At 40.5% G+C, this 15,957-nt stretch carries 15 protein-coding genes; 4 read left to right on the top strand and 11 right to left on the bottom strand.

Annotation, left to right across the window (positions count from 1 at the left end):
* Positions 1 to 43: 43 nt before the first annotated feature.
* From FA045_RS02645 to FA045_RS02610, 8 genes are all read right to left on the bottom strand, one after another.
* On the bottom strand, positions 44 to 2,512 hold the full coding sequence (locus FA045_RS02645; protein ID WP_136874151.1) for an SLBB domain-containing protein: 2,469 nt from the start codon (positions 2,510 to 2,512) through the stop codon (positions 44 to 46).
* Between the two features lie 131 nt (positions 2,513 to 2,643).
* The gene (gene gmd, locus FA045_RS02640; protein ID WP_136874149.1) at positions 2,644 to 3,780 is read right to left on the bottom strand and encodes a GDP-mannose 4,6-dehydratase; all 1,137 of its coding nucleotides are present in this window, start codon (positions 3,778 to 3,780) and stop codon (positions 2,644 to 2,646) included.
* A gap of 511 nt (positions 3,781 to 4,291) precedes the next feature.
* Positions 4,292 to 4,732 carry a hypothetical protein gene (locus FA045_RS02635; RefSeq protein WP_205943082.1) on the bottom strand — a complete coding sequence of 147 codons (441 nt, stop codon included), beginning with the start codon at positions 4,730 to 4,732 and terminating at the stop codon, positions 4,292 to 4,294.
* A gap of 17 nt (positions 4,733 to 4,749) precedes the next feature.
* Entirely contained in the window at positions 4,750 to 5,169 is a 420-nt protein-coding gene (locus FA045_RS02630; protein ID WP_136874145.1) for a C40 family peptidase, read from the bottom strand.
* Positions 5,170 to 5,330: 161 nt separating this feature from the next.
* The gene (locus FA045_RS02625; protein ID WP_136874143.1) at positions 5,331 to 5,705 is read right to left on the bottom strand and encodes a hypothetical protein; all 375 of its coding nucleotides are present in this window, start codon (positions 5,703 to 5,705) and stop codon (positions 5,331 to 5,333) included.
* Positions 5,706 to 5,819: 114 nt separating this feature from the next.
* Positions 5,820 to 6,578 carry a hypothetical protein gene (locus tag FA045_RS02620; RefSeq protein ID WP_136874141.1) on the bottom strand — a complete coding sequence of 253 codons (759 nt, stop codon included), beginning with the start codon at positions 6,576 to 6,578 and terminating at the stop codon, positions 5,820 to 5,822.
* Between the two features lie 360 nt (positions 6,579 to 6,938).
* Positions 6,939 to 7,127 (bottom strand): hypothetical protein, encoded by a 189-nt coding sequence (locus FA045_RS02615; protein ID WP_225871245.1) that lies wholly within the window; start codon positions 7,125 to 7,127, stop codon positions 6,939 to 6,941.
* 218 nt (positions 7,128 to 7,345) lie between these two features.
* A complete protein-coding gene (locus FA045_RS02610) occupies positions 7,346 to 8,251 on the bottom strand; it encodes a hypothetical protein (RefSeq protein ID WP_136874139.1) in 906 nt (301 codons plus the stop codon).
* A 269-nt stretch (positions 8,252 to 8,520) separates the two neighbouring features.
* Here FA045_RS02610 and FA045_RS02605 point away from each other — a divergent pair, with 269 nt between their 5' ends.
* From FA045_RS02605 to FA045_RS02595, 3 genes are all read left to right on the top strand, one after another.
* Positions 8,521 to 8,901 carry a hypothetical protein gene (locus tag FA045_RS02605; protein WP_136874137.1) on the top strand — a complete coding sequence of 127 codons (381 nt, stop codon included), beginning with the start codon at positions 8,521 to 8,523 and terminating at the stop codon, positions 8,899 to 8,901.
* Positions 8,902 to 8,992: 91 nt separating this feature from the next.
* Entirely contained in the window at positions 8,993 to 9,556 is a 564-nt protein-coding gene (locus tag FA045_RS02600; RefSeq protein WP_136874135.1) for a cyclic nucleotide-binding domain-containing protein, read from the top strand.
* A 324-nt stretch (positions 9,557 to 9,880) separates the two neighbouring features.
* Complete coding sequence (locus FA045_RS02595; RefSeq protein WP_136874133.1) at positions 9,881 to 10,261, top strand: DUF6520 family protein; 381 nt, start codon at positions 9,881 to 9,883, stop codon at positions 10,259 to 10,261.
* Positions 10,262 to 10,305: 44 nt separating this feature from the next.
* Here the strand turns inward: FA045_RS02595 and FA045_RS02590 are convergent, their stop codons facing one another.
* Together FA045_RS02590 and FA045_RS02585 are read right to left on the bottom strand one after the other, a co-directional pair.
* Positions 10,306 to 11,673: a RagB/SusD family nutrient uptake outer membrane protein gene (locus tag FA045_RS02590; RefSeq protein ID WP_136874131.1), complete on the bottom strand. Its 1,368-nt coding sequence runs from the start codon at positions 11,671 to 11,673 to the stop codon at positions 10,306 to 10,308.
* Positions 11,674 to 11,683: 10 nt separating this feature from the next.
* On the bottom strand, positions 11,684 to 14,746 hold the full coding sequence (locus tag FA045_RS02585; protein ID WP_262709601.1) for a SusC/RagA family TonB-linked outer membrane protein: 3,063 nt from the start codon (positions 14,744 to 14,746) through the stop codon (positions 11,684 to 11,686).
* Between FA045_RS02585 and FA045_RS19025 the strand changes: the two genes are divergently transcribed.
* Positions 14,682 to 14,888, top strand: a complete 207-nt coding sequence (locus tag FA045_RS19025; protein WP_225871258.1) for a hypothetical protein — start codon at positions 14,682 to 14,684, stop codon at positions 14,886 to 14,888. The two genes, FA045_RS02585 and FA045_RS19025, sit on opposite strands and share 65 nt — an antisense overlap.
* Positions 14,889 to 14,911: 23 nt before the next feature.
* On the opposite strand, the gene FA045_RS02580 is transcribed toward FA045_RS19025, so the two are convergent.
* Positions 14,912 to 15,556: a TlpA family protein disulfide reductase gene (locus FA045_RS02580; RefSeq protein ID WP_136874127.1), complete on the bottom strand. Its 645-nt coding sequence runs from the start codon at positions 15,554 to 15,556 to the stop codon at positions 14,912 to 14,914.
* Between the last annotated feature and the right edge of the window lie 401 nt (positions 15,557 to 15,957).

Below are 15,957 nucleotides of genomic sequence, written 5' to 3'. Positions count from 1 at the left end.
TCTCTTCTCTCCTTCGACGAGCTCAGGATGACATCTTATTTATTTAACGTAGTAAACTCACTATAATCGCCCCTAACGATGCCAATGCTGTTCCAATTCCAATCCATGCTTGTGGACTGATTTTCTCTCGTTCTGCTCTTTTAGGCACCAATATTTCGGTTCCAGGTTTAATTTTCGGGTTGTTATTTATAAATAAGAACTTTCCGACAGCTGCTGAAGCTCCATTTGCATATTTTACATAAACACCTGATTTTCTTGCGTTCGCAGTAAAACCACCCGAGCCATTGATATACTGCCTTAAACTTTTACCTGGTAAAAATACAATGCTGTTTGGATTGAGCACTTCACCTGTTACTTTAACCGTTTGCAATTGGCGTGGGATCCTGATCACATCTCCATCTTCTACAAATAAATCAACTTTAGATTGTGGATCTTTTAAAATTCGTGTTAAATCAATCCCTACCAAATCACTTTCAATCAATTTCAACTCCACATCTCTGGTTAAGGTATCTTTTACGCCAGCTTCTTGTGCTCGTTTTAAGTTCAGGAATTTTTTGTCTTCTTCTTCTTGATCGTTAATGGCATTTTTATCATTAGGATTTACCTTGTTTGCTCCTGGTCTTTTTAAGGATGCGCCATCTGTATAGGCAGAAGTGGTTAAACCACCTGCTCTTTTAATCAAATCGGAGATCCTTTCATTTTTTTGTGTAATGGTGTATAAACCCGGGTACAAAACTTCTCCTTCTAATTTCACTTGCCTTTGTATTTCATAACCTTCAGCATTACGAACAGTTACAATATCAAATGGTTGTAATACAAAACTACTGTCGGCCAATTTAAGATTTTGATCTATATTAACCACAAACACTTCTGCAGTTTTAGCATTAGTAGAGCTTACATCAGAATTTTTAACTCGTCTCGAAATTTCAATGCGGTTAGGCGTGGCGCCTTCTTTAAAACCTCCTGCCAATTGGATCGCCGCATCTAAGGTCAGGTTGTCTGCATAATCGAAAGTACTTGGTAACCTCACTGCCCCCTGTACACTAACTTTGTATTCGTCACGCAAATCAAATAACGAGTTAATCGTGATTTTATCTTCACGCTGTAAAGGAATATCTGCCGAAGTTCCAGCTAAAATTTTAGCCACATCAAAAGTGATCAGGCTTGGCGTATTGTCTGCATTTAAGCGGTTGATGTAACCTCTGTTCAAAAAGGCATCCTCGGTTACCCCATCTGCTTTTTGAATTAAGCCTTTTAAGGTTAAACCCGTTTCTAATCCATATAAACCTGGCCTGAATACTGCACCTAAAATTTCTACACGGTTTACAAAGCGGTCTAAAATTGGTTCTACTACAAATTTATCTCCATTGCTGGGGATAAAGGTGCTAAAAGCAGCTGCGTCTATGTCTGTGATTTCTCTTTCTTTGGCTGTTTTTTGGAAGGCTTTGATTTTTGCGGTATAAGCATCGCTGGTAAAACCAGAGGCAAAGTTGATCAAGGTTTCTAAGTTCTCTCCTTGTACCATTTCAAATAATGCTGGTACTTTTACCTCGCCGGTAATTTCTACGCGTTTTTGATAAGTAGGGATATTGATCACATCTTGATCTTGCAAGCGGATATCGCCTTGCTGAATACCCTTTAACAGGAAATTATATACATCAATGGTGCTAATTACCCGATTATTTCTAATCAATTGGATATTTCTGAAACTACCATTTAAATTTGGTCCGCCTGCATAATTTAAGGCATTGTAAATAGAGGATAAAGATGATATGGTAAATGTTCCCGTTTTAGTCGCTTGCCCAGTAATGGTTACTTTTATGCTTCTGATGTTGCCCAAATTAATGGCCAAATTGGTTCTTCCAGATCCTAAAGCTGGATAAGTACCTCGCATGTTGTTACGTATTTTTGAGGTCGCTTGATCTATAGTTAAACCACCCACAGCTATTCTGCCTACATAGGGTAAAGTAATCACACCTTCTGTACTCACAGTTAAATTATAATTGGCTTCATTATCGCCACTTAAATCTATCAATAATTTATCATCTGGGCCAATTACATAAGATCTTGGCGTGGCGATCCTTAAATTAGGTTCGAAAGTGATGCTCCCATTTTTAAATAATTCTGAACCAAATATTTTAGGCCCCATCTCTTCATCAGTGGTTTCTTTTTCATTGGTTAATGAACCGCCTTGCGTAGTGGTATTGTACTCGCGACCAGCATTAATAGCCGCATCAGCTTGTGTAGTTGCAGTGCCCGAACTTCTTAATTTGGTTACCCTAGCTCTTAATTTCTGCACCTCATCCGCTTTCATCCCTCTGGCTGTTGCCAACTGCTCTAATTGTGCTTCGCTGTAGCCAATTGATTCTGCTTGTTTGATCATCTGCAAAATCTGCGCATCAGACAATTGATCAACTTTTACATCCGCATAATTGGTTTGGGCATAAGTAGATAAATTAAAAAAGCAACTGGTGATGAGGAGGGTGATAATTAAATATATACGGTTTTTCATAAATTTATATATAAACTGACTTCGTTTTTCAACTGAGCCATAGGAGATTGGCGGTCTCCATTTTTTTGGATGATTTTTTAAGCGTGCTATAAAGGTAGATTAAACATTTTAATAATTAAATTTTTTAGGGTTTATTCAAAATAATTTAGCGTGGTAAAACCTCCGTTTTTTAAATGTTCGTCTTTTTTCATCAATTGTAAATCGGCCAACATCATATCTTTAACCAAAGCTGGTAAATCATATTTTGGTTGCCAGCCTAATTGTGTATTTGATTTATGTGGATCGCCCAATAACAAATCAACTTCAGTTGGTCTAAAGTATTTCGGATCAACTTTAACAACGGTAGTACCTAGGTATAAATTATCAGCGTTTAAACTCAAACTACTTAATAATTCCACATCTAACCCTACGATCACCCCTTTTTCATTTTCATCCTTGCCGCTAAACTCAATATCTATGCCAATTTCGGCAAAGCTCATTTTTACAAATTCACGAACAGTAGTGGTTACACCTGTTGCGATTACAAAATCTTCTGGTTTTTCTTGTTGTAAAATCAACCACATCGCCTCGATGTAATCTTTGGCATGGCCCCAATCTCTCTGGGCAGAAAGGTTACCCAAATACAAGCAATTTTGTAAACCTAAAGCGATTTTACAAGCAGCTCTGGTAATTTTACGGGTTACAAAAGTTTCGCCTCTAAGCGGACTTTCATGATTAAATAAAATTCCATTACAAGCAAACATTCCATAAGCTTCGCGGTAGTTTACCGTAATCCAATAGGCATACATTTTAGCCACTGCATAAGGCGAGCGGGGATAAAATGGGGTAGTCTCACTCTGAGGAACAGCTTGCACTAATCCATACAACTCAGAAGTAGATGCTTGATATACTTTAGTTTTTTTACTTAAACCTAAAATCCTTACCGCTTCTAAGATCCTTAAAGTTCCAATCCCATCTGCGTTTGCCGTGTATTCTGGCATTTCGAAACTTACTTGCACATGGCTCATTGCGGCCAAATTGTAAATTTCGTCGGGTTGGGTTTCTTGGATAATGCGGATCAGATTGGTAGAATCGGTTAAATCGCCATAATGCAATTTGAACTTTACATTATTTTCGTGCTGGTCTTGGTACAAATGATCGATGCGATCTGTGTTGAATAGCGAACTTCGTCTTTTGATGCCATGGACAAAATAACCTTTTTTGAGCAAAAACTCTGATAAATAAGCTCCATCTTGTCCAGTAACTCCAGTAATTAAGGCGACTTTCATTTAAAAACACGTTTTTCTTAAGTTTACAAATGTAAGCAAATTGTTTTGCCTTTGTGATATTAAAATTACAATTAACAGTCAAACCTATAATCCGCGTCATCCTCACGCAGGTGGGGATCTTAATGCGGTAGCTAGCCCTTTATTCCCTCTATCCTCTTAGTGCATTACGATGCCCAGTCGAGCTGAGCATGACGGAATCGACTTGGGAGTTGTGCATGACGGACTCTTCTTCCTTCGCGTCATGCCGTTATAATCGGGATCCGAATGCGGTAGCTAGACTTAGGTTCAACTTACCTACTAAGGTATTAGGATTGCCAGTCGCGTGTTCCGAATTACTTCGGGAAGCTGGCAAGGACGACTCGATTTGGAAGCTGAGCATGATGGATTCTCTTTTTATTCCGCGTCATCCCCACGCAGGTGGGGATCTTAATGCGGTAGCGAGGTCTTAGAAATACCTAAAACAAAAAAACTGTTGCAATCTTTTTGTTGCAACAGCTCTTAGCTAAATGATTTACAAATAAAGTTGCTTTCTAGCGAACCACCATATCACTACTAGTACAAATAGAATGAGAAGCAAAGGAATAAATTTAGTTGAAGCTCGATTAACGGCTAAAGTCTTGTTCACTTTCTTTTGATGCTTAAAAGTATTTGATTTCACTTGTATTTCGGCAGTGCTATAGTTTGCTTTTTTTACACTTTGATTTTTGTTCTGACGGGCTTTTACCATTAGCCAATCAGCTTCTCCTTCAAAACCAGAGGCGATATCAAACTTAAAATTCCCTTTCGGCATAACGTTAATCTCATATTCCTGAGCAATACTATCGTTGGCCTCAGTCCATTGAAACTGCCGCTCTTGCGCTACAAGTTGGTTTTCAGACTTTGATGTGGTTGTCGATTGAAATTTTTGCCTATTTTTATTTAAACTGCCACATGCCAAACAAAAAAATAGCAAAAAGCACATTATCATTTTCATGGCATCACCTCCTTTCTTTCTGGCTCAATCCAATTTGCGTATGATTTGATGTGACGCCGATGCCTTAACCTTCGATATACACCATCGCCCTCTCTGTTTCCAGCTATATTGGTATTCCCTTCAATGGTGGTAATCCAGTTGCCCTGTTGTTTTTCTACCAAACCACAATGGGCAATTCGTTTGAGCTTAGGAAAATAAATGCCAAATACATCAGCGGGTAAGGGATGAATGGCTTGCCTGGCTAAAGGAAATAAAGCAGGGCTCCAAGCGGTCCTGGGTTGTACATAGCCAGCCTTACCATAAACCCAACTCACAAAACTTGCACACCAAGGTTCGCCTTTTTTATGGCCAGTGTAGCCGAGGTAAGCTTCTACAGCAGTACCATCATTTTTACCTGTAGCCTCTCTTACACCCATTTGGGATCCGGCAATGCGTAAGATCAGTTCTCGGTTAACAGTAGACAGCCTGCGATTTCCAGAATCACTTGAATATAGCTTCGCGCCCCTGTGCGCTATCCGCTGAGCGCTAAACCCTAAACCCTCAGCCTTCACCCCCTCAACCTTCCTTCCCTCCCTCCTTAAAAAATCGCTGTTAGGCTCAATAAACTGCCCAAAAAAAGCAAGGCAAATGATGCCCAGTACAATACGAACTGTTGCCATAATTGTAAGTTTTTAACTTGTAAAACCATCGTGTGAATTGGGGTAAGTTGCCATAAGTTAATCAACCCATTAAAGAGCCAGATACAACTACTTAATAGCAACAAAAAGGATATCATAGTAAATAACAGCAACTGCCAAATTCCAGCATCTAATAAACCTGTTTGAGGGGCAATATGATGGAGGAGTTGTGGTAGAATTTGCCAAAGCAGCAACAGGATTATAGCACCTAAGGCAAAGGCGATGGTCTGTTTATTCAAAATCCCACTCGGAATTATCAATTTTAAAGTTTTCATGTTGTTAGAATTTAAGAATGCCAGCTTCAGCACTGAAGAACCATTAATGTCATTTCATCATGTGATGGCATTTTTCTTATGGGCTTAACTGGCAATCTGTGAACAAATTTTGAATTAAGGCGTATTTACCGCTACTGTTCCCAGCGCATTGAATGCTCCATTATTTAAGCTGTAGTACACGGCATTCACCTCCTGATAAAAGCTGATACCAAATACCAACATGATCGCACCCTGCGCATTTGCAGGCAGGGTATTGCTCAACACTTGGGCAGGCAATGCACTGTTTAAGGTTTGATAAGGTGAAGAAGCCATCAACAGTACACTTTCTTCTACACTTTCATCCATATTGATCAGTGCCGCCCCAGCGGTTAAGCGAAAGTGTGTGGCTCCCTTTGGCTTGGCCAAGTGTATGTCAGGCGTAATCTCTGGCACATTCAATTCCACCAAACCCGATATACGATCAATATTAACCTGGCTTGCTACAAATAAGGTGTTGTTCAATGGTGCTGCTTCGTTAAAGTTGAAATCTTTCAACAACTCAAAGCTTGTAATCAATACCTTTCTTTCTCCACGTAGGGAAACCGTATCGGCCTTGATCATCTTAAATACCCTGCTTGATAAACGTGTTGCCATTTTTGGATCGTGGGTAAGCAAAATCATGCTACGCAGTACATCCCTGATTTTTTTTGAAGCACCGCTCACCTCCGTAAACTCAGCATTGTTTTCTCTGGTGCGCTGATAACCGGGATCATTCTTGATACGGTCTGCACTCACACCACCTTTGGTTCTCACTTGGTAACCATCTTTTGATTTGAAAAAGGACAAGTCCCCGACTTTTCCATTTAGCTTGATAAAGCTGTCTTGTTTTGCCATAATAATTTATGTTTTAAATGAAGACCAAAAATGCTGCTTAGCTAAAAAATGCTAGTCGTACTTTGACAATCCAGACGTTTAAATACGCCTATACACCTTAATGTGTGCAAATCGACACCTCAAATTTCCTTCAGCATCACAGGGATTATTTAATGCAGAGTTAGGCTTTAGCCCATGTCCCTTGCTTTGCTATTGGGTGATCATTGCTTGATACTTGCTTGATACCACGGTAAAACTGTGTTTTAAGCGGACTATGCCGAGACCCCATGGGCTAAGATGGGATATGGAGGGTGTATTAAAGCATGAAGGGCTTACATTAGGAAGGTTAAATAAGAAGTTGTAAAATAGGGATGATTGTGTTTACTTACAAACTGCAACAATCAAATGCAGTTCTATGCCCATGTAATCTGCAAACTCGCTGATGGTGACATATTGGTGCTCGCTTTTATTGAGTGCGAATTTGATGTTTCTAAGTAACCTTTGTGACCAACGAAGACCTTTGCCTGTAATGATGCTCACGTCTTTTGGGTAGATGCATAACCTGTTCATAACAATGAAGATTAGGGTAAACAAATTAAATTGCTGGCGTGTAGATCCGAGTGGTAGCCAAAAGATGTTTGTTAACTCAGCCTAATCATAGGCAAGCGTTGTTTGATAACCTACATTTAGTGCTTGTGCTGAGGGCAACAGTAAACAAATGTAGCTAAAGGTTTAAGGTAAATCAAGGTATGGAGAGGTATATCGGCGTACTTTTGCGACAAACCATGCTATCCCTTCATCCATTTTTTGAAGTAAACAGCAACACCTTGGCTAACGATACGCTGGTAGTCGTGCGTAAAGTGATTGAACGGGTGTCGTAGGGTGAGGTATAATCTTCTCGATGGAGCAATTTCCTTAAAAGAAAATATCAGCAAACGATGGTATATACAATAAGGATTAATCTTGGTGTATTCATTAGGATCAAGGCCTTCCATAAGTTTGGTAATTGGTGTTGTGGTGTGTTCAAATGAATTGTTAAAGTAATGAATTGTGATCAGCTCATTGAGCTTATAGATACAGGCAATTTGGCCAGAGCCAAGAGCTAAGTCTTTTAAATTAATTTCGTTTAAAGAAACCGGAGCGTTTTTTATCAGTGCCAAGCGGTGCAGTGAACGTAAGTTAGAAAGGTCTTTTAAGGCTGGAATTACTTTATGCTTATACCGCTCCCTGATTTGCAATCTTTCCTTACGGTTTTTGTTCGCAAAACTATAAACCGCGTTTACCAATAAAATAAAAGTAACCACCAAGATAAAATCTATGCTGAAAAAGTTGTTAGTTAAAATGCTTTCATCCTTCAAATAAAAATAAAATTCGACCGATACCAACTCTAAACCAATAGGCAACATTACACCCCAACAAAATTGGTAAAAAATCAATTTCATTCGGGCTGTTGACCCATACTTCAGTACCAGTTTGGCATTTAACTCATGGGCATAAATTGCGAAGCTGGTTGCCATGAAAAGTGTAAATAAAAAGGCAGGAAAAAAATCAGGTGCTAAAACGACGCCCCAAAAGCCCCATTTTGAATTGATGGCAATCAATACATAGGAAAAAACAAACAGTACAAGCGCAGCCTGCCCTTTTGAATGAAAAGGACTGACCATAAAATTCCCTATGATGCGTTTGAGTTTCATCTTTTAAATTACAATCAATAAATAGGGAATAAACCAAGTTTAATAAAAACCAATAAAAAATACAAAACAATTGGATAGATATTTCACAGGATACTGATAGTGAAAGTCATACATTTTGTATCGCTTCTTAAATTTTGAAGCGTATATCTAGAAAATGTGATCAATTGCAAACTAAAATTTAAAAAATGGCGCAATGGGTATTGTAAGGGTAGTTTAGGCTGAATAGTTTAGCTGGCAATTAACCAATTTTACAACCTTAAATAATGCTTATGAACAAGTTTCCATTTACCCCAACAGGGGTAGCAGAAATGTGTAAACATTTTTACGCAATGAACGATGAAGCGCTTTATGCAGTTGCACGCGAGTTAGGCAGTGATTTAAACTCATGGTTTAAAAACACCTTCATCTTAACCGAAAGGCAAATCATTTATTTCGACAACATCAATCCACAGGTACAACGTTTTATGGCAGCCAATGGGGAGTTTGCCTTGGCCAATCGCTTGCCAATCATACTCCTCAAAGAGGGAGAGCCAGAACCAGAACCAGTTGATAGCAAGGTCGCAAACCCCAAGCCTAAGTTAGCCGCTAGGATTTTACCCAATGGCCAATTTACCCCAACGGGAGAATTTGTAATTGAAATCACCTATTAATCTATCTGTTTGATCCGAAACAGGTAAACAAATTCAGGTTGCTTAGTGCTTGGGCAACCTGAATATTTTTTCATCTCTATCGCCCATGGCTATGAACCCACACAGCACAATCTCTACCCTGCAATTAACTTTGCAAACCTATGGAGCACTTCAGCCGCTTGCTTGGCAAAAGATTAATCAATTGAAGCAAGAACAAATCTTAAAAATTCACCAAAGCTTTATCAGAAAAGAAGGTTCCATTGCTTATTTGGCTAATGGAGCGCTAAAAGAATATGATGCACAATACCGTAAAAGTCCTTCCATCATCAATTTCATATCAGCCAACCAATGCTTGGTAACCCGCAAATATAACCAAAGCCTTTACCTCAAGGCCTGTATGCCATGCACCATCTATTTTTGGGATTTCGAAGATTTACAATCACTTTATCAGGAGTTTAAAGAGTTAAAAAAGATTTACGATTCGCTCTGTGCAAACTATGATGCAGCAATCGCATTTAGACTGTTCGTTCTAGAAAACTCATCAACTGCACAAAGGATCGAATTATTTAGACAGAACTTTAAAGCACTACTCCCATTTCTCAAAAAGAAAGATATTGCCAATTATCTCCAGTTGAACTACACCCATTTTTTGCATATCAATAACAAAATACCTTAGCAAGAGCCTTTGCTAGCCAAGTTATTTTCACACGGTTGCCTAAGCGCCATCACACCCTCGATGGGCCTAGTTTTGAATAGTGATACGCTGCTAGTGTATCCCACCCATCCGATGGCCATTGCGTGGTTTGTACTGCTCAATTAGTGGTGCAAATTAAGCATCATGCGATGTGCCGTTGGGCTGGGATGAGCTGAACCTAAATCGTGTTTAAAACTTGGGAGTTGAAAAACACAGGTATGATGCCTACCAAAGTGGCGTAGATAATTAAAATTTAAACCAACTTTTTCGGCTGTTTTTTCAAATGCAACAAAGCAGTCATTTACAATGAAAAGAAATAAATTATTTGTAGGCCTTGCAGCGCTATTGGTAGCGTTCGGCGTAGTTTTTAGCATGAGTGCTTTTAAAGGTGAAGCCAAAGGCAAAAGGGTGCAATACACTTTTCGCTACAATGGGCCAGACCATAGCAAGGCAAATGTAGAAAATGAAAGCAACTGGATTTACACTACCGATCCAATTACCTGTGATGATACACCAGAACAAGCGTGTTCGATTGTAGTGGATGAAGCATTTGTAAATAATCCTTTGTATACACCTACTTTAAAATCAAGCTTAAACCTAGCTGGAACACCATTTTCTAGTTCGTCAGCTTTTGTTTCGGGTTCTGATGATGCAACGATGGAAATTGTAAATCGTGCTGAACAATAGGTATGACAAAACAGCAGGGTATAAATGATACCCTGCTGTATGTTTTAGTTTTGCGGCATCCCCGAAACTCTAATCACATCATCTGGCAAAGAGAGTGCATAATTTCTGCTGTTGGGTAAAATCGTAAAGGTCTGCCCGTCAATCACCCTTTTTAAAATCAGGTTCGCACCTTCTTTGTTGTAACGCTTGATGTCCTCCCACCGCAAACCTCGGTACAACAATTCTTTTCTGCGTTCTGATCGGATCTTGTTCAACGCATCTATTCTATCCATACCCACTAGAGGCACATAAGCCACCGTATTTCTCCATCTTGTTTTCAGCAGCAGATTCAAATCGGCCATGCCTCCTTCCACATCGTTAAGGAAAGCTTTGCACTCTGCCCTGGTGATGTACAATTCATCGGTAGCCAAACCCGAAAAATAAATGTTGGCTGTTGCCGTATAGTTGCCCTTAAATTGTTGATAGGGAGCTATCGCCCTGAAATACGCCGTTTTTCTTAAGTCATTGTTTGCATAACTCAGATACAGTGCCGTATCTACCCTGGCTCTGGTGGTAGAATTTGCGCCAAAACCGCCCGACATTTCTGCATACCATATCGTTTCCTTGTTGAATTTTTTGATGGGCACCGTACTGGTCAAGGCCAACAAATCTGGATCGCCATTATAGTTTATCAATTTGTTATTCAGTAACAGGGCATCTTCCGCATACTTTAAGGCCAGCTCATATTGATGCATGTATAGGTAACAGCGGGCAAGCAGTGCCAGCGCCGCTCCCTTTGATGGGCGCATTAAATGCTGGGGATAATCTGGCAGCAAGCCAACTGAAGTTTCTAAATCATCGATTACCTGTTGGTAGCATGCTGCAACAGTTGCTCTTACCGAGGGCTTGTCAAACTGGGTATCCAGCCTCAACGGAATTCCCAAATCCTGTGCTGAGGAAGCCTCATCATAGGCCAAACCAAATTGTGAGGTGAGCATTAAAAAATAGTATGCCCTGATAAACAAGGCACTTCCTTTAATATTGTCCCAAGGCGCAGCATTTACACCGTTACGCTCAACAGCTTTTAACAAATCTAAGCTTAGATTGGTGTTATAAATGGCATTATAGCCCAAGGCATAATCATTACCATGATTATAAACTGTCGGCTGCCAGGTATAGATCGGCTTGAAAGCCGGGTTATAAGAAGCGTAACTTGCCGGCAGCATAAAAAAGTCGTCGCTAGAATGTTCGTTATAAGATGGTGTAACCCGTAGATTAATAATGGCTGCATCATCCAATATGCCCTGAATATCGGTTAACGATTTTGGTACTACCAAACTATCGTTTGATTTTTGATCAAGGTATTTTTTACAGCCTAAAAAGGGTAGCATAAACAGGCCGAGTATCAATAGTAATTGTTTGCTGTTTTTCATAAAAATGTTTTTAAAATGAAGCTCTTAAACCAAATGTGAATTGACGTGTTGGTGGAATAACCCTTGCGTAATCCGGATCGTAACCATAGGGATTGGACCGCCAAAGGATGCCTGCGTTCTGTACTGCTGTGAAAAGGGTCAGCTCTCTGAAGGGGAACTTCCATTGCGCTGTAGACAAACCATAGCTTAGTTTGATATAATCGAGCCTTAAATGACTACCAGACATGGTATTGATGGCTGCATTATAAAAGAAGGCATCCCTGTTTGCTATATTCGGATAGCTGAATGATGGAATATTAGTCTTTAGTTCATCCCCAGCTTTTTGCCACCTGTTTGCAAAGTCTATGTGCCCTACGCCATAGTTGATCAGCTGATCATAGGAAATGGCAGGTTTACGTACCTGATAGCCCAATTTGTAATTGACATTGATGGATAAGCTCAGGTTTTTCCATTTAACCGTGTTAATGAACGAACCAAAATAAAGCGGACTGGCATTACCCATGTATTGTAGATTAGCGCCAGTGGTTGCCGCTTCTGCAGCCATCGCATTATAGTTTGTACTTAATTCGCCATTCAGATAACCCTGGGGATTGCCATTTGCATCAAGCCCACCCCATTTGTAGGCAGCTATGGCATACAACGGCCAACCCTCTACTGGACTGATCATATCGCCACCCGAAATTAGACCGTATAGGCCTGCCCCTGTAATGTTGTAGTATTTTTGGGTTTTGCTCAGGTTATAGCTTACATACAAGTCAGTATTCCAACTCCAATTTTTGCCACTTAGATTTCTGCTATGCAGATCAAGATCGAAACCCCTTCCCTTCATGTCTGCCACATTCACAACAAGTTCACTTCTACTCCCCCATTTGGTATAATCAAATGGTGCGTTGCCATACAGGTCTGTTCCGTGTTTGATATAGTAAGCGAATGAACCGTTTAGGCGTTGGGTTGCCAATTCAAAATCGAGCTTTACATTGACCTGCGAGAGTTGTTCCCAGCGCAGATCGGGGTTGTTAATGGTTCTAATTCTGGTAAATGGTAATTGGGTAACTGCTTGCGTAGCGTAAGAAACTACTGGCAAGGCCGTTCTGCTCATGTCCACATTTCCGCTCTGCCCATAATTTACCGATAGGCGGAGCACGGGCAACCAGGGGATGTCATAAAAAGGTTCATCAGCAATTTTCCAGCCTAAACCTGCAGACCAGAGTGGTTTCCATTTATCGTTGGTATTGGCACCAAAAATGTTTGATCCATCACGCCTGACACTTGCAGACAGGATATATCTGCCCTTATAAGTGTAGGCTAGGTTGCTGTAAAAAGAAACGAAACGGTAGCGGGTACTGCTCAATGCGCCATCGCCCCCAAGCTCGCCAAAGTTGCCCGTTAGGTACTGCGGATAACTGTTCAGAACATCAACCAGGCCATAATTTAGTGGATCTGCAACATAACCGTATCTACTGAAGGCACTTGCCCTGGTATCTGCCCCTCTTTGTTCTGCTCCCAAAATTGCATTTACTGAGTGTACCCCGATTAACTTGTTAAAGTTAAACTGAGCTCTAGCGGTTTGGGAGCTTACCGTTTGAAAGTTCTGTTTCATTATACCTCCCCTGGGCACAATATACTTGACCACCCCAGTACTGGTATTGTACTGGCTATAGGTATTCACCAGATTTCTTGCTGCATAACTTTCTTCATCAGATACATTGTCTGTATTCAGGTCCTGTTTTTGGTACTGATAACTCAGTTGCAGGTTCAAGCCCTCCATCAGCTGGTATTTGAGCCCCACATTGGCAAAAAATTCCTGATTTTGCGTTTTACTATAACTGTGTTTATACTCCTCTGTTGGGTAGTATTTCCAATCCAAAAACTTGCCTTTGGCAACTGTATCGGTATAGGCGCTACGGTATGATCTTGCCAGCCCGGACGGATCGGCAAAGTTTAAGTAAGCGGGATATCTGTTACCTACCGTTTGGGTGTTGTAGGCTGGTCTGCCACTTTTGTTAACAGCATTTGTATAGTAAATATTGGTACTCAGCTCCAGGTTTCGGATGAGCTTAAAATCATTGGCAAAGTGGAAATTGACCTTGTTGTTCATGCCGTAGGTTTCATCCTTTGCACGGTCATAAGCCGCCGAAAAAAGATAGCTATTTTTCGCACCACCTCCTCTGACGTTCATGCTGTACTGTTGGGTAAGGGCATTGGTGTAAAAATGATCAAGATAGGATTGGCGGGTATTGCCCTGTGCCAACAGTCCCAACTGCCGATCGGCCGTGGCTTGATTGATCTGGCCATTCTTTAAGGCCGAAAGTAGCTCTACCACTGGTGTTAATGCCGCATAGGGTGTTTGGGTGATGATGTTGTTGAAATAGCCTTCATCAAACAATTGTCGCTCTACATTGATATAGTCATTATTGTCCATCTGGTTAAGCAGACCAATGTTGGGCAGCTCTTGCCATACATAGTTTACATTAACCGACAGCTGTAGGGGCTGATTGAGTTTGCCCTTTTTGCTCGTAAGCACGATAACGCCATTGCCTGCCCTCGCCCCCCAGATGGAGGCAGCGGCTGCATCTTTTAAAATGGACACGTTTTCGATATCATTTGGGTTGATGTTCGCGATATTGCCCTCATAGATAAAACCATCCAACACGATTAATGGATCTAAGGGACCATTAATGGTACCCAGACCCCGTACAGACAGGTTAGTGGTGTTTTGTGGATTGCCATTGCTCTTGCCTACGTTGAGTAATAGGCCGCTGCTTTGTCCAATCAGTCGATCAAGGATGTTTGTTCCTGAACGTTCATTGAGCATCTTTTCATCTATTACCGCCACTGTTCCATTAATTTCATTGGGTTTGGCAGTCTGGTATCCTGTTTCTACCACCACCTCGTTCAGTTCTTTAATGGCTTCTGTCATTTTTACGTTCAGCAGTTCATTTTCATTTTTTACCAAACGGTATATCCTTTGGTAGCCCACCGCACTAAACCAGATCGTATCAGACAATTTGAGAAGCTTAATCTCAAAAGCACCATCCGCATCTGGAACCGCCATGCCAGCACTAGAACGAATGCTTACCGTGATACGTTTACCGTCTAGATCAGTTACCCTGCCCTTAATGCTAAACTTGGTTTGGGCAGATGTTTGCGCAGTAAATAATAAACCCAGTACAAAAAGAGCACAGGTTAATACGATTGGCATTTTGCCAAAATAGTTAAATTGCATATTTGCCATGGTCTATCTCTCCTTCAGTTTAAGATTAAGCGATAAACCTGCAATAAACCGTTTGACTTGCAATTCGGTCACAGCCTCCGCATCGGTAATGGCCTTAATTCTTCCATCTGCACCTACCCAGATGTAATGGGGTATGCTTTTAACAGCAAACATGTTCTTCAATGCAGCATCACTGGCTACTAAGCTTAGCGAAAAGCTCTTGATGGCCTGTTGCTGTTTTTGGTAAAACTGCTCCAAAACTGGCAGCGTATCCTTTTCATAGGTATTTACCATCAGTATATTTAGGTTTTTGCTGTACCTATTTTGCAAATCCTGCATTTTCGGAAAGCCTTTTAAACAGGCGCTGCACCAGGTTGCCCAAAAATCTAGTAAGAAGGGCTTACCTTTTAGTTGCTTAAAATTTGATGTAGTTGTTTTTCCATTTTTAAGGATGCTGTGTTCTTGTTGCCAAAAGGTTTCTGGAAGTCTTTCTCCTATTTTAAAAGCCTTTATCTCTTGCGCCTTTAACTGCCCAGTACAAAGCACTAATGATGTAGCCAGCAATAAACAAGCTTTCAGCTTTAGTCCCAGCCACGGCTGGCAAGTTCCAGCTTTAGTCTTTTTTAGGCATAGCAATGCCATTACGCATAAAATCGTTGTTTTTTTCATAAAATTTAGATGGTTTAAAGCCCCACGCCAACTCCCGAAACTAGTTCGGGATAAACTCTCCCCGAAGGAGAGGGAATAGCATGACGCAAAATGTAAGAAGAGAATAAGAATGGGTGGTAACTAGGCTCGAATATATTAACCAATAACAACCTAAACGCTAGCACCACCCAATATTTTGTTCAGACTGGTGATTTAATGATGAGGGCAAACAATTGTTTGGGAGTGATTGAGGGAAATGGCAATGATGAAAAAAACACGGTAAACCTAAGCGCTTTGTTAAGGGCTTTCAAAATTGGGTTTACTTTTTTGGTTAGTTTTTTCATTGCTCGTTATTTGATAAACGAGTCTTAACTGATATTTAGAACACTATAGCTGGGCTCTATTTACCGGACTGCAGGTTT

The sequence above is a fragment of the Pedobacter cryotolerans genome, from assembly GCF_005116475.1.
In the GTDB taxonomy this organism is placed as follows: domain Bacteria; phylum Bacteroidota; class Bacteroidia; order Sphingobacteriales; family Sphingobacteriaceae; genus Pedobacter; species Pedobacter cryotolerans.
The sequence above is the reverse complement of the archived record's forward strand: the minus strand, read 5'-3'. Positions and strand labels throughout refer to the sequence as shown.